We start from the raw sequence: 21,009 nt of genomic DNA, 5'->3' as shown, positions 1-21,009 counted from the left end.
CAATTACGGCCTACCTTTTAGCAGGAAATGATGATGTCCGTAATGGAAGATTGCGTTGTTCATAATCTTATTGTTGCTGCAATGATACGTATTTTATAAAAACGGTACAACAGCAAACGAAAATAATGGAGGTATTTTAATGTTTAATTAATGCGAAAAAATAACGATGGAGTATTAATCATAAACATTACTCTTATTCAAAAAGAAAAGGCAACCATTCAGTTGCCTTCTCTTATCAGAACATATCTTTTACCTTGTCAAAGAAATTCCGGTCCTCCGAAGCGGCATTTTTCGCACTGAAATTATCCGATTCCTGGAGTTTTTCCAGTTGTTTCTTTTCGTCGTTGCTCAGTTTTTTCGGAACCCAAACGTGAATGCGAACCAGCAAATCGCCCTTGCCATAGCCGTTCAGATCGGGTAATCCTTTTCCGCGTAAGCGAAGTATTTTTTCCGGTTGTGTTCCGGCGTCAACTTTCACCTTCACCTTGTTATCAACCGTTGGAATTTCGGATGTTGTTCCCAAAGCCAAATCGGGGAATGACAAATACAGGTTGTAAATCAAATCATTTTCATCCCGAATCAGTTCCGGATGTTTCACTTCGTTGATAAGTACCAGCAAGTCTCCGGGAACACCACCACGACGGGCCGCGTTTCCTTTTCCGCTAACGGAAAGCTGCATTCCTTCGGCCACGCCTGCGGGTATTTTAATGTTAATAACCTCTTCACCTCTGACAATTCCTTCGCCGTGGCACTTATCACATTTGTGTGTAATAATCTGGCCTTCGCCACCACACGTCGGACAAGTGGAAGTGGTTTGCATTTGGCCGAGGAAGGTGTTGCTGATACGGGTTACCTGGCCTGAACCATGACAGGTGGAACAATTACTGTAACCATCGCTGCCTTTTGCTCCACTACCGTGACAACTGTCACAGGTGACGTATTTCTTGACCTTGATTTTTTTCTCTGTGCCGTGTGCTATTTCTTTCAGCGTCAGGCTGGCTTTCACCCGAAGGTTAGAGCCACGGTTGGCACGACGGTGCGTGCGTCCGCCTCCGGAGCCGAATCCGCCAAAACCGCCAAATCCACCACCAAAAATATCACCAAACATGGAGAAGATATCGTCCATGGACATGTCGTGGCCACTGAATCCGCCCTGACCACCGCCAAGTCCGGAGTGTCCAAATTGGTCATATCTCTGACGTTTTTCGGGGTTGCTTAGTACCTCGTAAGCCTCGGCAGCCTCTTTAAAATTCTCTTCAGCCGTTTTGTCACCCGGGTTTTTGTCGGGGTGGAACTGAATCGCCTTTTTTCGGTAGGCTTTTTTTATCTCTTCCGGGCTGGCACTTTTGCTAACCCCCAAAACTTCATAATAATCTCTTTTTGCCATTATCCGATTTCTTTCCTGTCAGTTAATATTTCCGTTTTACTCTCCAACTACCACTTTGGCAAATCGAATCACTTTGTCATTCAATACGTATCCTTTTTGGATAACATCGACTACTTTGCCTTTCAGATCGTCGGATGGTGCCGGAATTTTTGTCAGGGCTTCATGCAGATCGGTATCGAACTCTGTACCGTTGGCCTCAATTTCCTTGACACCATTCTGGTTCAGAAATTCTTTAAACTTGCCGTAGATCAGCTCAACACCGTCTTTCACGGCGGCTGATTCTAGTCCCTGTTCCATAGAACTAATTGCGCGTTCAAAATCATCGATAACCGGGAGAATATTGACCAGAATGCTCTCTCCAGCTGTTTTGGTCAGTTCCATTTTCTCCTTCAATGTTCTTCTGCGGTAATTATCGAATTCAGCAGAAAGGCGCAGATATTTGTCATTCATTGCTTCGACCTGCTTTTCCAATTCTGCTACTTTGTCCGCGTCCTTGTCCTTTTTCGACTTTTTCTTGTCTTTCTTATCGTCGTGTTTCTCTTCTGATTGTTTTTCTTTATCTGCTGTTGAAACTTCGTCACTGTCGGAGGAGCTGTCAATTGTTACTTCTTTTTCTTCCATTTCGTTGGTATTCATTTCTTTTTGTTCCTCCTGTTGTTTTTTTTCTTTGCTCATACGATTGAAGTTTTCTAATCGATTTCGTCACTGTTCAACAAAACTTTTGCCAATTGCCTAATTCGGACAAATTGACATTTTTCGCCCCGACCGACTGTCAAAGCGGTTGAACCGAAAAGTAATTGTCCGCAAAAGTAAGGATTCCTACCGGACTGTTAACAAATTATTTCTGTAATGTGGAAAGGGTCTCTATAAGTTGATTGCCACGAAGATTGCGTGCAACAATGACTCCTTTTCCGTTGATAAGAAAGTTGGAGGGAATTCCGCGCACGCCGTAAACTCCTGCGTATTTTGACATCCATCCTTTCAAATCGCTGACGTGCCAGGGCCATGACAGGTTATCCATTTTGACTGCATGTTCCCATGCAGTATGGCTTTGATCGAGCGAGACGCTAAATACGGTAAAGCCTTTTCCTTCCTGAAAATTTTTATCCTTAAACTCATCGTAAGCTTTTACCACGTTGGGATTTTCGCGGCGGCATGGTCCGCACCACGATGCCCAGAAATCGATTAACACCATTTTTCCGCGCAAAGCGGAAAGTTTAAGGGTGTCGCCATTGATGCCGGTCTCGATAATGTTGGGTGCTGTTTTTCCAACGGATGTTCCCACCGGCGGGCCTGTGCTTTTGTTTTTGTGGTTTTTAGCAAGGCTTGCGTTTGCCGTAAACGCAATAAAAGCGATAGCAAGCAGCGAGGTGAGGATGCGATATTTCATGATCATGTTTTTAAGTTCGACATTCAGAGATTGAATCTGTTATGATTCTCTTACAATCTTCGCGCCAAGACTGTTTAACCGAACGTCGATTGCTTCGTATCCCCGGTCGATCTGCTCAATGTGATCAATGGTAGAAGTGCCTGAAGCGGATAGGGCAGCGATAAGCAGAGCAACTCCTGCACGGATGTCGGGTGAGGTCATATGTGTTCCCCGTAACTGAAGGGCCCGGTCGAGACCGATAACCGTTGCGCGGTGCGGATCGCAAAGAATGATTTTAGCCCCCATGTCAATCAACCGGTCGACGAAGAACAAACGGCTCTCAAACATCTTCTGGTGAATCAAAACACTGCCGCGGGCCTGTGTTGCTACTACCAGGAAAACACTAAGTAAGTCGGGTGTTAGTCCCGGCCAGGGCGCATCGGCAATGGACATGATGGAACCATCGATGAACGATTCCACTTCGTAATGTTCCTGGGAAGGAATAAAGAGATCGTCACCCCGGTTTTCGAGTTGTATACCTAACCGGCGAAAAGCATCGGGAATGATACCCAGATTCTGTAACGAAACATTCTTAATCGTGAGGGCAGAAGAGGTCATGGCTGCGAGGCCAATGAAACTTCCTACCTCAATCATGTCGGGTAGGAGGGTATGTTTGCATCCGCTTAGCGATGTGACTCCATCGATAGTGAGTAAGTTCGAGCCAATTCCACTGATATTGGCACCCATCGAATTAAGCATTCTGCACAGTTGCTGTACATAGGGCTCACACGCTGCGTTATAAATGGTTGTGGTTCCTTTGGCGAGTGTCGCGGCCATCACCAGGTTGGCGGTACCGGTAACCGAAGCTTCATCGAGAAGCATATAGGTGCCGGAAAGTCGGTTGGCTTTTATTTGGTATTGGCCGTTATCTGCATCGTAATGAAAATCGGCCCCCATTTTCTCAAGACCGATAAAGTGGGTGTCCAGTCTGCGGCGCCCTATTTTATCGCCTCCGGGTTGTGGAATTATTCCTCTCCCAAAGCGGGCCAGCAGCGGACCGATGATCATGATCGAACCGCGCAAGCCACTTGCCAGCTTCCGAAATTCTTCAGTATTGAGATAATCGATGTCAACCTGGTTGGCTTGAAAGCTATAATCGCCTTTTGCTTTGCGGTTTACTTTCACCCCAAACCCTTTCAGCATTTCGATGAGTTTTAGCACATCGCTGATTTCGGGGATGTTGGCGATATTTACCTCTTCGTCGGTGAGTAAGACTGCACAAATTACCTGTAAAGCTTCGTTTTTGGCTCCCTGTGGAATCAGTTCTCCGGTGAGTGAGCGTCCACCTTCTATGATAAACCGTGCCATATAAGTGGCTAATTACTTATGTTTCCGGTTAGCTCCTTTGCTTTTCTTTTTATTGCTGCTTCCGCCACTTTTGAGAATATCGCGGGTATCGGCAAGTCTTGAAATTTCTTCGGTTTTCAGGTCACCTTCCGATAATTCCTCCAGATCTTTTAAAATTTTATCGTCGTTTACCGTTTCCTTGTTCCAAACGACAAACGATTTCTTCATCTGGTTGGCCAGCATCTGGGTAAGTTGTTTTTTCTCCGGACTGTCATCGTCGTACTGAGCGGCTTGCTCGATCATCTTTTCGATGAGTTTTCCGTAGTGCCGATATTTGATCGGAGCATTAGTGTATGGTACCGGCTTGGGTTTTTCGAGGAAGGTTTCCGGACGGGGAGGATCGTAAGGGTAGTCAATGTCCAGTTTGAAATCGGACATAATGGCGATATGATCCCACAATTTGTGCCGGAAATCGCTGACATCACGAAGATAGGGATACATGTTCCCCATGATTTCGATGATTTGATTGGCCGCACGGTTTCTCTCTTCGCGGTCTTCGATAGAAACCACGTAGTCAACCATCTTGTGAATATTCCTTCCGTATTCAGGAAGTTTCAGTTTTTTTCGATTCGAGTTATAATCCATTGAAAAGTATCTTCGGTTAAGTGGCATTTTGCATAATGCGGGAGTATCAGGCAAAAGCACGAAGGATTTCGATCACAAATCTAATCCTTTTGCCGCATAATACAAAAAGTTAAGGTTTTCGGGGTATCAAAAATGAATTTCTCAACTACCGGATATTATTCCACGATTTTTAGTTTGGCAAATTTCAACAGCAGGTGTTTTTCTCCGGCATTTGGAAAAAATACCTTGGCCTTCCTGTCGGGCATCGTTCCTTCGATAGCTATCACCTTTCCCCGTCCGAAACGTTGATGTTCCACAAACATGCCGGCCTGTATTTCTTCCGGATCACTTCCCGTAAAGGCTGCGGCGTTTTGTCTGCTGGCTTCATTTAGTCGGGTGAGGCGTTTACCGAGTTGTTCGTTTCCTTGTTGACTGCGAATGCCCATTGGGCTTCGTCTGGCACCTCTCGTTTCTTCTTTCGCGGTAGGCACCGATTCCCGTCTGGGAATATGAGCTTGCAGTCCACCGGATTTGAAATAGAGGAATTGCTCGTCAATCTCGCCGATGAAACGGCTGGGATTACAAAATTCGAGATTTCCCCAGCGATAGCGTTGTTTGGCAAAAGACAGCCACGCATTTTGCTCGGCCCGGGTAAGCGCTACGTAAAACAGGCGCCGTTCCTCTTCCAGTTCCGGCGCGGTCAACGTACCCGAAAATCCCGAAGGAAAGAGGTTCTCTTCCAGGCCAACGATAAATACATTTTTAAATTCGAGGCCTTTGGATGAGTGGACCGTCATCAGGGTCACCTTATCAAAATCTTCTTCTTTGTCAGTATCCTGGTCGGTCAGTAGGGCGACTTCTTCCATGAAGTGGTTGAGCTGGTTGGGACGACCTTCCTCTTTCGCGTTCAGCGAAAAATCCTGGATGGCATTCAGCAACTCCTGCACGTTTTCGTACCGACTAAGGTTTTCCGGAGTTTTATCCTTGTAAAATTCTTTCAGCATGCCGCTGTCGGAAGCAATCTGCATGGCCAGCTCATAGGATTCTGTCGAAGCGAGCTGACCGGCAAAACCTTCGATCATATGAATGAACTCAGCCACTTTACGCTGTGTTCCGGCATTCAGCCCGGCCATTTGGCACTCATCCGGATTCGAAGCAATTTCCCAGATACTTTGATTGTTCTGAACTGCGTAGGTCTCCAGGCGCGTCATGGTCGTGTTACCGATGCCACGTGCCGGATAATTGATGATCCGCTTGAACGCTTCGTCGTCCTTCACGTTGATGGTCAACCGGTAATAGGCCAGCAGATCTTTAATTTCCTTACGCTGGTAGAACGAAAGTCCCCCGTAGATTTTGTACGGAATATTTCTTTTTCGCAGCGCTTCCTCGAAAATACGCGATTGGGCATTGGTCCGATAGAGGATGGCAAAATCGGCATACCGGTGCTGGTTGTTCATCCGCATGTCGATGATTTCGTTCGCCACCAGGTATCCCTCTTCGTTGTCTGTCAGCGCACCGATTACCTGAATCTTTTCTCCTGTGGCGTTTTCGCTGAATACCCGTTTGGGTAGCTGTCGTTTGTTTTTTTCGATGAGGCTGTTGGCTGCATCGACAATGGTTTGTGTCGAACGGTAATTCTGCTCCAGTTTATAGGTGTTGAATTCGGGATAATCTTTACGGAAGTTCAGAATATTTTCAATTTTCGCTCCCCGGAACGAATAAATACTTTGGGCATCGTCGCCCACCACGCAGATGTTTTCGTGGTTCTGCGCCAGTTTTTTCACAATCAGGTATTGCGAGAAGTTGGTATCCTGGTACTCGTCGACCAGAATGTATTTGAAACGCTCCTGGTATTTCTTCAGAATATCTTCGTGGTTCTTGAACAGCAGGTTCGTTTGGAGCAGCAGATCGTCAAAATCCATTGCTCCTGCATTTTTACAACGTCGTGCGTATTCTTTATACACTTCGGCCAGGCGGGGAAGGCGCGCGGCCTGGTCTGCTTCTCGAATTTGTGTGTTCTGCTGGTAAGCAACCGGCGTAATCAGGTTGTTCTTGGCTGCCGAAATCCGATTGTAAACCAAGCCCGGCTTGTACGTTTTATCGTCGAGCTTCATGCTCTTGATGATGGTCTTCAACAAACTTTTGGTGTCCTGCGTGTCGTAAATCGTGAAGTTGGACGGGTAACCGATAATCTCTGCTTCGCTTCGCAGGATGCGGGCAAAGATGGAGTGAAATGTTCCCATCCAGAGGTAGCGCGCTGTTTGGGAGCCAACAATCTTCGCGATCCGCTCTTTCATTTCACGTGCAGCCTTGTTGGTGAAGGTGAGCGCCAGCACAGATGAAGGTGGAACGCCATTCTTCAGCAGGTGGGCAATTCGGTAGGTAAGTACGCGTGTTTTCCCGGAACCGGCACCGGCAATCACCAGCGAAGGTCCTTCGGTATTGATAACGGCATCGCGTTGGGCTTCATTTAATTCCTCGAGGTAGTTGTTCACGCCGGGAGTGGATTAATCGGTTAAAAAATAACAGTTTCTTTTCAGCAACCAATTGCAAATATAACTGCCTGACAGGAAAAATTTCAATGGTCTGTCAACGAATTCAAATTAATTCCCGTCGATTATTTTTATACTTGTATTCAGGTTTAACCGCAAAGAATTACCTGCATGCAAATTAACCCACTGGTTGCTAAAGTCTGGCTTGTTGTTTTTCTCGTATCCGGAATAACTCTTCATTCGAATGCGCAGCAACTTACTGCGCCGGCATCTGATTTTTCGGAAAGTACGAGTTATCCGGTTACCCCGAATAACGATATGATTTATTATTTCTGCACGCAGCAGGGACAGCAGATTGCCGAACTGCAGGCAGAGTCGGCTGGTGGTGTCGTAACATTCAACTGGACAAAATACGACAGCTCCACCGGCACTTTCGATGCGTATACAACCGAAAGTGGGGCGTCATCTGTTATACAGAATCTGGCAGATGGCTGTTACCAGGTTTCGTTCACCGATGGTGGTACCAATTACTCGTTCCGGGCGTGGGTTTTCAATAGCTGGTTGCAGGCAACAGCCGCGGTGTCTGCATCAACCTGTACGTCATTTCAACTTGAATCGGCGGTAACCGGTTCGACTTTTGCCTATTATGATATTACTTCGAATCAGCAGGTCACGGTGGCATCGAACGACACGTATGCCTGGTACGATGGCGACGTGCGTTTGTCTACACAGCCAGTCTTTACCATGTACGATGTCCCGGCACAAAATACGGATTACCGACTGGAAGTAACCAATCGGGCGGGCTGTTCGGCAACTGCCAAGGTAACCTATCAATCGGTAGTGCCGGAAGCCAAATTTTCGTGGACAACCCCCCAGGAAAGTGATCCGCAGTACCCGAATTACCAGGCGCCGTTGGAGGTGCAGTTTAATAACGAGTCGGTTAATGCGGACGACGATAAATACGAATGGTTTCTGTTCAAAGATATTACAGCTATCAGGGAAGAAGCTTCCACGGCAACGCAACCGGTCGATTCGATTATGGAAACACTGACCGGTGTGAATCCCGTTTATACTTACGAAAACTCGGGACGCTATATGGTGAAGCTGGTGGCAGCAAAAGAGAATCCGAATTTTACCTGTCGTGACACATTTTACCTGGGTGATTATATTGTGGCCGATACCGCCCTGGTATTGGTTCCGCCTGTATTTACGCCCAATGGTGACGGAATGAACGATGTGTTGAAAATCAAAACGCGTTCGCTGGAATCGCTCGATTTTCAGATTTTGAATCGCTGGGGCAGAACGGTGCATCACTACAAAAAGAGCGGCTATATTCCTGCAGACTCCGAATTGGCAGCATGGGATGGTAAGATTGGCGGGAAACCGGCTTCAGCGGGCGTTTATTTTTATGTGGTGGACGCGAAAGGTCGTGACGGAACACGACGACGACGAAAAGGATTTATTCACCTGTTGAGGTGACACCTTCAGGATATGTAAAGAATAAAACATGAAAAACCCCTGCTTCCGGTGATGGATGCAGGGGTTTTAAGTTAATCATAGGTTGGAAAAGACAGTTTATTCTTCGTTTTGTTCCGCTTCGTAAGCAGCAAGCAGTTCTTCCTGAATTTCTCCCGGAACTTTCTCGTAACCGGCAAATTTCATCGTGAACATAGCGCGTCCTTGCGTCAGCGAACTTAAAGCAGTCGAATAGCGATCCATCTCTTTTAATGGAACTTTAGCTACAATTTTCTCAAATCCTTTTTCGGAGCTCATTCCCATGATGAGGGCGCGACGTCCCTGGAGATCACTCATCACATCACCCATGCGATCGGATGGTACAAGTACCTCTACATCATAAATGGGTTCGAGGATTTTTGCTCCGGCTTTCTTAAACGCCTGGCTAAAGGCATTACGTCCGGCCAGTTTGAACGAAATCTCGTTGGAGTCAACCGGGTGCATTTTACCATCGTAAATACAAACGCGGATGTCACGGGCGTATGAACCGGTTAACGGACCTTCTTCCATTTTTTCCATAATTCCTTTCAGAATAGCCGGATGGAAGCGGGCGTCGATGGAACCACCAACAATACAGTTGCAGAATACCAGTTTACCACCCCACGAAAGTTTGTGCTCTTCAGTACCACGAAGGCTGACCTTCCATTCTTTACCATCAATTTTATAGGCAGATGGGGCGGGCATTCCTTCCTCATAAGGTTCGATAATCATATGCACCTCGCCAAATTGTCCGGCACCACCACTCTGCTTTTTGTGACGGTAGTCGGCCTGAGCTGCTTTTGTAATGGTTTCCCGATAGGGAATTTTCGGTTTGAGATATTCAATATCAATTTTAAAGATATTGTTAAAGTACCACTTCAGCGTGTTGAGGTGATATTCTCCCTGACCGTGCACAATTACCTGTTTCAATTCCTTCGAGTACTCAACTACATAAGTCGGGTCTTCTTCGGACATCCGGTGCAGGTATTCACCCATCTTTTCTTCATCGGCTTCGTTTACTGCTTTAATGGCCGTCCGGTACCGTGGTTCCGGGTATTGCAACGGCGGGAATTTATAATTTGCATCCTTGTCGGACAGGGTATGATTGTGCTTGGTTTCTTTCAGTTTTACGGTAGCACCGATATCTCCGGCAACCATTTCGGTAACTTTTGTCCGGGTTTTTCCGGCTACGGCATAAATCTGCGAAATACGTTCTTTGGCGTCGCGGGTCGTGTTTATCAGGTCCATACCTTCTTTTACAGTTCCTGACATCACTTTGAAGTAAGTGATTTCACCAACGTGTTGTTCTACGGAAGTTTTGAAAACGAAGAGTGAAGTCGGGCCGTTGGCATCGGCTTTGACTTCTTTGTCATTGACCGTTTTTTTCGGCGCAAGTTCTCCGGGATGCGGAGCCACATTAATGATGAACTCCATTAAACGGCGACTTCCCATATCGCAGGAGGCACAGGTACAGAATACCGGAAAAACACTGCGGTCGAGCATTCCTAATTTCAAACCAGTGCGCATCTCGTCCTCGGTAAGCTCGCCTTTTTCGAAGAAGAGTTCCATCAGGTCCTCGTCATTCTCAGCGGCCATCTCCACGAGTTCGTTATGCATTTGCTCAGCTTTTTCCTTTTCCTCTTCCGGAATATCAACAATCTGAGCTTTTCCACCATTAGCAGGCCATTCGTACATTTTCATTTTCAGTACGTCGACCACTTTGTTGAATCCAACACCTGGATTGACCGGATACTGTACGATGGCCAGTTTGTTTCCGAAAGCGGCTTTCGCCGAATCGATGGACATATCCCAGTTAGTGTTTTCGTGATTCAGGTGGTTCATCACGAAAATAAGCGGAGTGTGAAATTTTTCAGCGTTACGGTTGGCAATTTCGGTTCCGACTTCCACGCCGTTCACGGTATTGAAGACCATGAGTCCGGTGGCAGCTACGCTGAGGGCGGGAATGACACCACCGACAAAATCGTCCATTCCGGGAGTATCGATGATGTTCAGCTTGCAACCGTTGTATTCGGTATAGAGAACGGTTGGATGAACGGAGTTTCCGTACTCCTGTTCAACCTGGTGATAGTCAGAAGCGGTGTTTTTGTTTTCTACTTCACCCATGCGGTTGACAACACCACCCTCGTAGAGCATCGTCTCCGCGAGGGTGGTTTTCCCGGCGCCGGCATTACCCAGTAACGTCAGATTCCTAATTTCATTGGTTTGGTATACTTTCATGTGCAGTCAAAGTTTTTAGGATGGAAAAAAATGTTTAAAGGTTTTGAATAGTAAAACGGCACCTGTTTTTTTCAGACAGGTGCCAAACGAGTCTACCAAAATTAAAAATTATTTAACAAGACACAACCCTTTTATGGTAATAGATTGATGGCTTTTTTCTGACGGAAATATTGATTTTTTCGGGTAAATAACTTGTCAATCAGATTTATCAGGATTTTTTCTGGAAAAATGGAGGTTGAAATGACCTGAAATCAGGGTTTGGAAATATGTTTTAGAATATATTTTATCGAATATGGCCTTCGAACTATACATAAAAAACCATTTTGTTTTGAATATAATTGAATCCCGCTATATTTGTTCTTAAACATTTCCAGGGACTAAACTATCTGTACATGCAGCGATTTCCCTTCTTTAAGCAATTGGATGCCATGGACTGCGGTCCGTCGTGCCTCCGGATGATTGCCAAACATTACGGGAAAAATTTTTCACTTCAAACCCTGAGGGACCGAAGTTACCTGACTCGCGAAGGCGTATCCATGCTGGGAATATCGGATGCGGCCGAATCGATTGGTATGCGTTCTATCGGGGCGCGTGTCTCCTTTGAGCAGTTGACGGAGCAGGTTCCGTTGCCTTGTATTGTTCATTGGAAGCAGGAGCATTTTGTCGTTGTATATAAAATCAAAAAAGGAAAGATTTATGTAGCCGATCCGGCTTACGGTTTGCTGAAATATTCGGTAAACGAGTTTATGAAAGGATGGACCGGCTCGACAGACACCGAGAATGCCAAAGGTCTTTGCCTGCTGCTGGAACCGACTCCCGATTTTTATAATATCGAAGACGAGAAGAAAGACAAATCTTCGTTCCGGTTCCTGTTTGCCTATCTGAAGCCCTATAAGAAATACCTGGTACAGCTGGCGCTGGGGTTATTCCTGGGAAGTGTCTTCCAGTTGATTTTCCCGTTCCTGACCCAATCAATGGTCGACGTGGGTATCAATAACCGGAACATGGGATTTGTTACCCTGGTTCTGGTCGCCCAGCTCGTTTTGTTTATATCGCAAACTACCGTAGAATTTATCCGTAACTGGATATTACTGCACCTCACGACACGTATCAATATTTCACTGATATCCGATTTTTTGGTGAAACTGATGCGGTTGCCTATTGGCTTTTTCGACACGAAAATGATAGGGGATATGATGCAGCGTATCGGTGATCATGTCAGGATAGAACAATTCCTGACCAATCAGTCGCTGAACGTCCTTTTCTCCATGTTCAACCTGGTGGTTTTCTCCATCGTGCTGGCCATTTATAGCTGGCAGATTCTCGCTATTTTCCTTATCGGAAGTATCCTATACGTAGTCTGGATTCTCTTTTTCATGAAAAAGCGCCGGGAGCTCGATTTTCGTCGTTTTTCGCAGTTGGCCGACAACCAGAGCAAGTTGATTGAGTTGATAACCGGAATGCAGGAAATCAAACTCAATAATAGCGAAAAGCAGAAGCGCTGGGAGTGGGAACGCATTCAGGCACGGTTATTTCGCGTAAATGTACAGCGGTTATCGCTTACGCAGACGCAGACGATTGGCTCGGGATTTGTCAACCAGTTGAAGAATATTCTGGTTTCGTTCCTTTCGGCTAAGTTGGTTATTGATGGTCAGATGACACTCGGTGCCATGGTGGCGGTATCGTATATCATTGGACAGATGAACGCCCCGATTGAAGGATTGATGAATTTCTTCCAGACAGCACAGGATGCGAAGATTTCGCTGGAGCGGTTGGGTGAAATTCACGAAAAGGAAGATGAGGAAAAAGCTGAAGACCCCAAGATTACGGTTTTCCCGGAGAACAAAGAGATCACCATCAATGGTGTTCACTTCCAGTACGAAGGACCACATTCGCCCATGGTGCTTAAGGATATTAGTTTGCATGTGCCAGCCGAAAAAACGACAGCAATCGTGGGGATGAGCGGAAGTGGAAAAACGACGCTTATCAAGTTAATGTTGGGTTTTTATCAGCCGGTAAAAGGCGACATTCATTTAGGCGATATTCAGCTGCGAAACTTCTCCAGCCGCTTGTGGCGTGACAAGTGTGGAGTGGTCATGCAGGACGGATTTATTTTTTCGGATACCATTATTAATAATATAGCCGTCGGTCAGGATATTATCGACAGGGAGCGTATGCTTCATGCTGTACGAATGGCCAACATTCAGGACTACATCGAGTCGCTGCCGCTTGGTTACAATACCAAGATTGGACAGGAAGGTGTAGGATTGTCGCAGGGACAGAAACAGCGTATTTTGCTGGCCCGTGCCATATACAAAGACCCCGATTTTATTTTCCTCGATGAGGCAACCAATGCGTTGGATGCCAACAACGAAAAAATCATCATGGAAAACATGGAGGAGTTCTATAAAGGAAGAACAGTGGTTGTCGTGGCTCACCGGTTAAGCACGGTGAAGAACGCCGATCAGATTGTCGTGCTTGAAAAAGGTGCGATTGTAGAGCGGGGTACGCACAATGAATTGATTGCTAAAAAAGGACAATATTTCCATCTGGTGAAAAACCAGTTGGAGTTGGGAGCCTGATTTTTCGGGATACCATATATAATAAGTAACCGCGACCGGTTTTATGGAAAAAAAGAGACACTTGGAAATCAGAAGCGAGGAAGTTCAGGATATTCTTGGACGGATGCCTGCGTGGATTACGCGAAACGGCACAACGCTGGTTTTTGTGGTTGTTGTGTTGCTTTTTGTTGGTAGCTGGTTCTTCAAATATCCCGATATTATTACCTCTCCCATTGTGGTTACCACCGAAAATCCGCCGGCTAATATAGTGGCTCGTGTCGATGGGAAAATCACACAGCTGTACGTGAAGGATAAGGAGCATGTTGAAAAAGGGCAGCGGATTGCATTGTTGGAAAACCCGGCCAATTTTGACGATGTGCTGGATTTGGAGAAACACTTGCGTTGGTTGTCGCCATTTTTCATCGACTTCGATTTGAATAAGCAAACCATTTTCAAGGATAGTTATACGCTTGGCACCATTCAACCGAAGTATACGGCCTTTCTGAAGTTGTATAATGATTACCTCCATTTCTCCGAGCGTAATTATTATCCCGAAAAGATTAAAGCACTGCAGGACCAGGTAGGAGTTTACCGGATGTACTACGACCGGCAGTGGAGTCGTCGGAAAGTGGTTGCGGAAGATTTGGGGCTGGCGAAGCAGAAGTTTAAGCGCGATTCACTACTATATAATAAAGGTGTATTGTCGCTGGCCGAATATCAAACCTCCAAACAAACGTTGCTGAATAAGCAATACGATTTTGAAGGTGTTCGGACAACCCTGGCCGAAACCCAGATGAAAATTCTGGATTTGCAGCAGTCGGTCATCGATATGCAAAACAAATACGACCAGGAGAAAAAAGGGTTGCAGCTTTCGCTGGAAGAAGCCTACAATAATCTCCGGGGCGAAATTGGTGTATGGGAGTTGAATTACCTGATGAAAGCGCCCATCGATGGCAATGTGACGTTCACTAAATTCTGGAGTGTGAACCAGAATGTGACGAAGGGCGAGAATGTGTTTACGATAGTTCCCGACAAACCCAGTCGCATTATTGGTAAAGTAAAATTGCAGATCCAGGGATCGGGAAAAGTGAAAGTTGGGCAAAAAGTCAACATTAAATTTGCTAATTATCCGTACATGGAATACGGTATGGTTGAAGGCCGGGTCGATAAAATTTCGGAAGTCCCGAATGATAACTACTATTCATGTGAGGTGAACTTGCCCAATGGGCTGGTGACCAACTATGGAACGAAACTCGATTTTAACCACGAAATTTCCGGCACAGCCGAGATTATTACTGAAGATCGTCGTTTGATACAACGACTCTTCGATCCTATCAAATCCATCTTCCGCGAACGCGTGGCACGCTAGTGAAAAATCCTTCCCAAAACTCAAAAATTCCTCAAAATCGAGGAGATAGCACTATTTTTTTTTTATTGATAATGAGGTTTTGTCTTGAAAATGTGTAATTTTGCAAACCGATTTTAGGCAGGATCTGCCGCTGTTGAGTAATAAACAGTGCTGATTCTCCGAAAAATAATGTACCTTTGCGAACCATTTTGTGTGCGTAAATATATTAATGTTCAAATTTTAAACTTTTATGCCTACTATTCAACAGTTAGTACGTAAAGGGAGAAAGCAGATTAACGAGAAGAGTAAGTCTCCCGCGCTGGACGCTTGTCCGCAACGTCGTGGCGTTTGTGTGCGTGTGTACACGACTACGCCGAAGAAGCCGAACTCAGCAATGCGTAAAGTTGCCAGGGTTAGGTTGACCAATGGTAAAGAAGTAAACGCTTACATCCCGGGTGAAGGACACAACCTGCAGGAGCACTCCATCGTGCTGGTGCGTGGTGGTCGTGTAAAAGACCTTCCTGGTGTACGTTACCACTTGATTCGTGGTGCGCTCGATACAGCCGGAGTAGAAGGTCGTACGCAGCGTCGTTCGAAATACGGTGCTAAACGTCCGAAGAAATAAGCGATTTATTGCAGTTAATGAAATTAGTACAATTTAGTTATTTGTGTAGTGGTTTAGTTGAGTAAGGGTCTGTGCATGCAGGCTATCAAACTGAAGACTGAACAACAGCTGATTCGAATAACACTTAACAAGAGTAACTAAAATGAGGAAGTCAAAACCAAAGAAGAGGATTCTGTTGCCAGATCCGAAATTCAATGACACACTGGTAACCCGGTTTGTAAATGACTTGATGCGTGATGGTAAAAAAACCACCGCATTCAAAATTTTCTACGATGCCTTGGCGATAGTAGATGAGCGGATGAAAGACAACGAGCTTTCGTCTCTCGATATTTTCAAAAAAGCCCTTCAGAACATTACCCCTCAGGTAGAGGTAAAAAGTAGGCGAGTAGGAGGGGCAACCTTCCAGGTGCCGATGGAAATCCGTGGCGAACGTAAAACCGCGATTTCAATCCGTAACCTGATTCTTTTCGCACGCAAACGCTCAGGTAAGTCGATGGCAGAGAAATTGTCTGCAGAAATCATGGCAGCATTTAACGAAGAAGGTGGAGCTTTCAAAAGGAAAGAAGATACCCACCGTATGGCAGAAGCGAACCGTGCATTTGCACACTTCCGTTTCTAATCGTATGTGTTGTTAGGTTATTAGTAAAAGGATTCACGAATAGAGTATAATTATTCACATGGCAAGGGATTTAAAAAATACGAGAAATATAGGCATCATGGCCCACATTGATGCCGGCAAAACCACTGCCACCGAAAGGATTTTGTTCTATACCGGTCGTACTCACCGAATTGGTGAGGTTCACGACGGTGCAGCTACAATGGACTGGATGGAGCAGGAACAGGAGCGTGGTATTACCATTACTTCGGCTGCAACATTTACCGAGTGGAAGTATAATGATATTATTCATCAGATTAACATTATCGATACTCCCGGACACGTTGACTTCACTGTAGAGGTTGAGCGTTCGTTGCGTGTACTCGATGGTGCTATTGCAACTTTCTGCGCCGTAGGTGGTGTGGAAGCCCAGTCGGAAACTGTATGGCGTCAGGCTGTAAAATACGGCGTTCCGCGTATGGGATTTGTTAACAAGATGGACCGTTCGGGAGCCGACTTCTTCAAAGTGGTTGGTGAGGTGAAAGAGAAACTGGGTGCAAATCCGGTTCCACTTCAGATTCCGATTGGTTCCGAAGAAACATTCAAAGGTGTTGTTGACCTGATTTCGATGAAAGCCATTGTATGGCACGACGAAACCATGGGTGCAGCATACGATATTGAAGAGATTCCGGCTGACCTGGTTGACCAGGCAAACGAATATCGTGAGAAGCTGGTAGAAGCAGTTGCCGAGCAGGACGAGGAGCTGATGGAAAAATTCTTCGAAGATCCGGACAGTATTTCTGTTGAGGAGATGAAGGGTGTTATCCGTAAAGCGACTATCGCTGGCGATATCGTTCCGATGCTTTGTGGTTCAGCTTTTAAAAACAAAGGTATTCAGACGTTGCTGAACGCTGTTTGTGCTTACCTGCCCAGTCCAATCGATGTTGGTGCTGTAAAAGGTTACAAGCCGGGTACTGAGGAAGAAATTTTGCGTGAGCCGAAAGCTGATGAGCCGCTGACCGCACTTGCGTTTAAAATTGCTACTGACCCGTACGTAGGTCGTCTTTGCTTTATCCGCGTATATTCAGGAACGCTGGATGCCGGTTCGTATGTAATGAACACCCGTACCGGTAAAAAAGAGCGTATCTCTCGTCTGTACCAGATGCACTCCAACAAGCAGCAACCGCGTGACGCCGTTGAGGCCGGAGATATTTGTGCAGCCGTTGGTTTCAAAGATATTCGCACCGGAGATACCCTGTGTGCTGTTGATAAGCCTATTCAGCTTGAGTCTATCACCTTCCCGGAACCGGTTATTGGTGTGGCTGTTGAGCCGAAGACTCAGAAGGATTTGGACAAACTGTCTAACGGTTTGGCTAAGCTGGCTGAAGAAGACCCGACTTTCGTTGTACAAACTGACGAAGACAGCGGACAGACAGTTATTCGCGGTATGGGTGAGCTTCACCTGGAAATTATCGTCGATCGTCTGAAACGCGAATTCAAGGTTGAGTGTAACCAGGGAGCACCTCAGGTTGCTTACAAGGAAGCGATTACCGAAACTGTCGAGTTGCGTGAGACCTACAAGAAGCAGACTGGTGGTCGTGGTAAATTTGCGGACGTTATTGTTAAAGTTGGCCCGGTTGATGAAGGTCACTCAGGTCTGCAGTTCGAGAACGCAGTAAAAGGTGGAAACATTCCGAAGGAATTTATCCCGTCTGTTGAGAAGGGTTTCAAAGATGCTATGGTGAACGGTCCGTTGGCTGGTTTCCCGGTAGAGAATTTGAAAGTTACCTTGCTCGATGGTTCGTTCCACCCGGTTGACTCCGACCAGTTGTCGTTTGAGGTTGCCGGTCGTCAGGCATTCAAAAATGCTGCTTCGAAAGCGAAACCAGTATTGCTTGAGCCGATTATGAAGGTAGAGGTTGTTACACCGGACGAATATATGGGTGACATTGTTTCCGATATGAACCGTCGTCGTGGTCAGGTTGAGAGCATGGACTCTAAACTGGGTGCCCGCGTGGTGAAAGCATCTGTTCCGCTTTCAGAACAATTCGGATACGTTACCGTACTCCGTACTTTGTCTTCTGGTCGCGCAACTTCTTCGATGGAATTCTCGCATTACGCTGAGGTTCCGAAGAACATCGCACTTGAGGTTCTGGAAAATGTTAAAGGAAGAACTGATCTGTTATAATATAATTGCTGTAATACGTTCTTATCATGAGTCAAAAAATTCGGATAAAGCTGAAATCTTACGATCATAACTTGGTCGACAAATCAGCAGAAAAGATCGTAAAAACAGTGAAGACTACCGGTGCAGTAGTGAGCGGTCCTATACCGCTTCCTACTCATCGTCGCGTTTTTACTGTATTGCGGTCAACCTTCGTAAATAAAAAATCGAGGGAGCAGTTTGAATTGTCGTCGTACAAGCGATTGATCGACATTTACAGTTCAACTGCGAAGACAATCGATGCCCTGATGAAGCTCGAGCTTCCCAGCGGTGTTGAGGTTGAAATTAAAGTTTGATAAACTGCTTAAAGTAAGTAGAAATGCCAGGATTAATTGGAAAGAAAATCGGAATGACTTCCGTATTCAGTGTTGAGGGGAAAAACATCCCATGCACTGTGATTGAGGCTGGTCCCTGTGTTGTTACCCAGGTTAAAACCATCGATACTGATGGTTACGAAGCAATTCAGCTGGGTTTTCAAGACAAAAAGGAAAAGCACAGCACAAAAGCTGAACTTGGCCATTATAAAAAGGCCGGTACCAGTCCTAAACGCAAAGTAGTCGAATTCAATGGATTCGATGAAGATCTCAAGCTTGGCGATACCGTAACTGTTGACATTATCCAGGAAGAAAGCTGGGTCGATATTCAGGGTATCTCAAAAGGTAAAGGTTTTCAAGGGGTAGTTAAGCGTCATGGTTTTGGCGGTGTTGGACAATCCACACACGGTCAGCATAACCGTCTGCGTGCACCGGGTTCTATCGGAGCTGCTTCTTATCCTGCTCGTGTATTCAAAGGTCTGCGTATGGCCGGACGCGATGGAGGTAAGACAGTAACAGTAGAGAACCTGAAAGTGCTGAAGGTTATCCCAGAGAAAAATCTCTTGATTGTTAAAGGTTCCGTACCCGGAGCCAAAGGTTCATACTTAATCATTGCACAGTAATGGAAATTGCAATCTTAAATACAGCAGGAAAAGAAACCGGAAGAAGCATAGAGTTGGTTGATTCTATCTATGCTGTTGAACCTAGCGATCACGCCATTTACCTTGATGTAAAACAGTACCTGGCCAACCAGCGTCAGGGTACCCACAAGTCGAAGGAACGTGGTGAGATTACCGGTTCGACCCGTAAATTAAAGCGTCAGAAAGGTACTGGTACAGCCCGTGCGGGTAGTATCAAGTCGCCTATTTTCCGTGGTGGAGGTCGTGCATTTGGACCGCAACCGCGCAACTATGGTTTCAAGCTGAACAAAAAGCTGAAAGCATTGGCCCGGAAATCGGCTCTGACCTATAAAGCCAAAAGCAACGATATCGTGGTAATGGAAGACTTCAATTTCGAAGCGCCAAAAACCAAGGAGTTTGTTGCTATTCAGAACAATCTGGCGGTGGCTGATAAAAAGTCGCTGATTGTTTTATCTGAAGCAAATAAAAACATATATTTGTCATCCAGAAATTTACAGAATGCCGAAGTTGTAACCGCTTCTGAATTAAGCACATATAAAATTATGCATGCTAAAAAAGTGGTTTTAGTGGAGAGTTCTGTGAAGGCAATGGAGGAAATGTTTAAGATTTAACGCTAAAAATGATGGTTGATATTCTGATTCGCCCCATTGTAACCGAAAAACTGACAGACCAGGCGGAAACGTTAAACCGCTTCGGTTTTGTTGTTGATCGCAGGGCAAATAAACAGCAGATTAAAAAGGCTGTAGAAGATCTCTATGGCGTTAAGGTTGCCTCCTTGAATACCATGGTCTATCCAGGTAAAGCCAAATCACGCTATACTAAAAGTGGTGTTCTGACTGGTAAGACCAACTCGTATAAAAAGGCAATCGTTACTTTGGTAGAAGGTGACACTATTGATTTTTACAGCAATATCTAAATTAAGAGATGGCAGTTAGAAAATTAAAACCTGTAACACCGGGTCAAAGGCACAAAATCATTGGTGCCTTTGATACCGTTACGACAGACACACCTGAGAAATCATTGTTGAAGCCCATTAAAAAAACCGGTGGGCGTAATAACACCGGTAAGATGACAATGAGGTATATAGGTGGCGGGCATAAGCGGAAGTACCGTGTTATCGACTTTAAGCGCGATAAGGATGGTATTCCCGCTAAAGTGCAATCTGTACAGTACGATCCGAATCGTACCGCACGTATTGCTCTTTTGGTTTACGCTGATGGAGAAAAACGTTACATCCTCGCCCCGAACGGTCTTCGTGAAGGCCAATCCGTTATTTCGGGAGAAAACGTTGCTCCGGAAGTTGGAAACTCCCTTCCGTTAGCCAATATACCTTTGGGTACCATCGTTCACAACATTGAGTTGCATCCCGGACAAGGCGGCGTCATGGCTCGTTCGGCTGGTTCGTATGCGCAGCTTACTTCTCGTGAAGGAAGGTACGTGATTGTCAAATTACCTTCAGGCGAATCCCGTATGGTTCTTACTGCTTGCCGTGCAACGGTAGGTACAGTTGGAAACACCGATCATGCGCTTGAAAGATCAGGTAAAGCCGGTCGAAGCCGCTGGCTTGGTCGTCGTCCGCGAGTTCGCGGAGTAGCTATGAACCCAGTCGATCACCCAATGGGTGGTGGAGAAGGACGCTCTTCGGGTGGACACCCAAGATCGCGTAAAGGCGTTCTGGCTAAGGGTTATAAAACCCGCGCTAAGAAGAAGGCTTCGAATAAGTACATTGTTGAACGTAGGAAAAAGTAAT

18 protein-coding genes are annotated in these 21,009 nt (G+C 45.8%); 11 read left to right on the top strand and 7 right to left on the bottom strand.

Annotated elements, in window-relative coordinates; translation table 11 throughout:
• Window positions 1–235: 235 nt before the first annotated feature.
• The 6 genes from dnaJ to AC060N_RS16920 all read right to left on the bottom strand — a co-directional run bounded on the left by dnaJ (window position 236) and on the right by AC060N_RS16920 (window position 7,222).
• A complete protein-coding gene (gene dnaJ / locus AC060N_RS16945; protein WP_479524809.1) occupies window positions 236–1,387 on the bottom strand; it encodes a molecular chaperone DnaJ in 1,152 nt (383 codons plus the stop codon).
• Between the two features lie 36 nt (window positions 1,388–1,423).
• Entirely contained in the window at window positions 1,424–2,062 is a 639-nt protein-coding gene (locus tag AC060N_RS16940; protein WP_479524808.1) for a nucleotide exchange factor GrpE, read from the bottom strand.
• 163 nt (window positions 2,063–2,225) lie between these two features.
• Entirely contained in the window at window positions 2,226–2,777 is a 552-nt protein-coding gene (locus AC060N_RS16935) for a TlpA family protein disulfide reductase (RefSeq protein ID WP_479524807.1), read from the bottom strand.
• 39 nt (window positions 2,778–2,816) lie between these two features.
• Window positions 2,817–4,124, bottom strand: a complete 1,308-nt coding sequence (gene murA, locus AC060N_RS16930) for a UDP-N-acetylglucosamine 1-carboxyvinyltransferase (protein ID WP_479524806.1) — start codon at window positions 4,122–4,124, stop codon at window positions 2,817–2,819.
• Window positions 4,125–4,136: 12 nt separating this feature from the next.
• A complete protein-coding gene (locus tag AC060N_RS16925; protein WP_153640186.1) occupies window positions 4,137–4,748 on the bottom strand; it encodes a DUF4290 domain-containing protein in 612 nt (203 codons plus the stop codon).
• A 155-nt stretch (window positions 4,749–4,903) separates the two neighbouring features.
• Window positions 4,904–7,222 (bottom strand): ATP-dependent helicase, encoded by a 2,319-nt coding sequence (locus AC060N_RS16920; RefSeq protein WP_479524805.1) that lies wholly within the window; start codon window positions 7,220–7,222, stop codon window positions 4,904–4,906.
• A 168-nt stretch (window positions 7,223–7,390) separates the two neighbouring features.
• Between AC060N_RS16920 and AC060N_RS16915 the strand changes: the two genes are divergently transcribed.
• Window positions 7,391–8,698 carry a gliding motility-associated C-terminal domain-containing protein gene (locus AC060N_RS16915; protein ID WP_479524804.1) on the top strand — a complete coding sequence of 436 codons (1,308 nt, stop codon included), beginning with the start codon at window positions 7,391–7,393 and terminating at the stop codon, window positions 8,696–8,698.
• 96 nt (window positions 8,699–8,794) lie between these two features.
• Here AC060N_RS16915 and AC060N_RS16910 read toward each other — a convergent pair whose 3' ends face one another.
• Window positions 8,795–10,951, bottom strand: a complete 2,157-nt coding sequence (locus AC060N_RS16910) for an elongation factor G (RefSeq protein WP_479524803.1) — start codon at window positions 10,949–10,951, stop codon at window positions 8,795–8,797.
• Between the two features lie 392 nt (window positions 10,952–11,343).
• Here AC060N_RS16910 and AC060N_RS16905 point away from each other — a divergent pair, with 392 nt between their 5' ends.
• The 10 genes from AC060N_RS16905 to rplB all read left to right on the top strand — a co-directional run bounded on the left by AC060N_RS16905 (window position 11,344) and on the right by rplB (window position 21,008).
• Entirely contained in the window at window positions 11,344–13,533 is a 2,190-nt protein-coding gene (locus AC060N_RS16905) for a peptidase domain-containing ABC transporter (RefSeq protein WP_479524802.1), read from the top strand.
• Window positions 13,534–13,576: 43 nt separating this feature from the next.
• A complete protein-coding gene (locus AC060N_RS16900) occupies window positions 13,577–14,881 on the top strand; it encodes an HlyD family secretion protein (RefSeq protein WP_479524801.1) in 1,305 nt (434 codons plus the stop codon).
• A 229-nt stretch (window positions 14,882–15,110) separates the two neighbouring features.
• Window positions 15,111–15,485: a 30S ribosomal protein S12 gene (gene rpsL, locus AC060N_RS16895; RefSeq protein ID WP_106540266.1), complete on the top strand. Its 375-nt coding sequence runs from the start codon at window positions 15,111–15,113 to the stop codon at window positions 15,483–15,485.
• 142 nt (window positions 15,486–15,627) lie between these two features.
• Window positions 15,628–16,104 carry a 30S ribosomal protein S7 gene (gene rpsG / locus AC060N_RS16890; RefSeq protein ID WP_106540265.1) on the top strand — a complete coding sequence of 159 codons (477 nt, stop codon included), beginning with the start codon at window positions 15,628–15,630 and terminating at the stop codon, window positions 16,102–16,104.
• 97 nt (window positions 16,105–16,201) lie between these two features.
• Entirely contained in the window at window positions 16,202–18,268 is a 2,067-nt protein-coding gene (fusA, locus tag AC060N_RS16885) for an elongation factor G (protein WP_479524800.1), read from the top strand.
• 26 nt (window positions 18,269–18,294) lie between these two features.
• On the top strand, window positions 18,295–18,600 hold the full coding sequence (gene rpsJ / locus AC060N_RS16880; protein ID WP_025863432.1) for a 30S ribosomal protein S10: 306 nt from the start codon (window positions 18,295–18,297) through the stop codon (window positions 18,598–18,600).
• Window positions 18,601–18,623: 23 nt separating this feature from the next.
• The gene (gene rplC / locus AC060N_RS16875; protein ID WP_479524799.1) at window positions 18,624–19,241 is read left to right on the top strand and encodes a 50S ribosomal protein L3; all 618 of its coding nucleotides are present in this window, start codon (window positions 18,624–18,626) and stop codon (window positions 19,239–19,241) included.
• A complete protein-coding gene (gene rplD, locus AC060N_RS16870) occupies window positions 19,241–19,870 on the top strand; it encodes a 50S ribosomal protein L4 (RefSeq protein WP_106540262.1) in 630 nt (209 codons plus the stop codon). Before rplC ends, rplD begins: the two co-directional genes overlap by 1 nt.
• Window positions 19,871–19,878: 8 nt before the next feature.
• Window positions 19,879–20,175 carry a 50S ribosomal protein L23 gene (gene rplW / locus AC060N_RS16865; protein WP_371864360.1) on the top strand — a complete coding sequence of 99 codons (297 nt, stop codon included), beginning with the start codon at window positions 19,879–19,881 and terminating at the stop codon, window positions 20,173–20,175.
• A gap of 8 nt (window positions 20,176–20,183) precedes the next feature.
• A complete protein-coding gene (gene rplB, locus AC060N_RS16860; protein WP_106540261.1) occupies window positions 20,184–21,008 on the top strand; it encodes a 50S ribosomal protein L2 in 825 nt (274 codons plus the stop codon).
• The last annotated feature ends 1 nt before the right edge of the window (window position 21,009 follow it).

Source organism: Prolixibacter sp. DSM 2831, from assembly GCF_056493735.1.
This window is presented reverse-complemented; position numbering and strand designations above follow the sequence as displayed.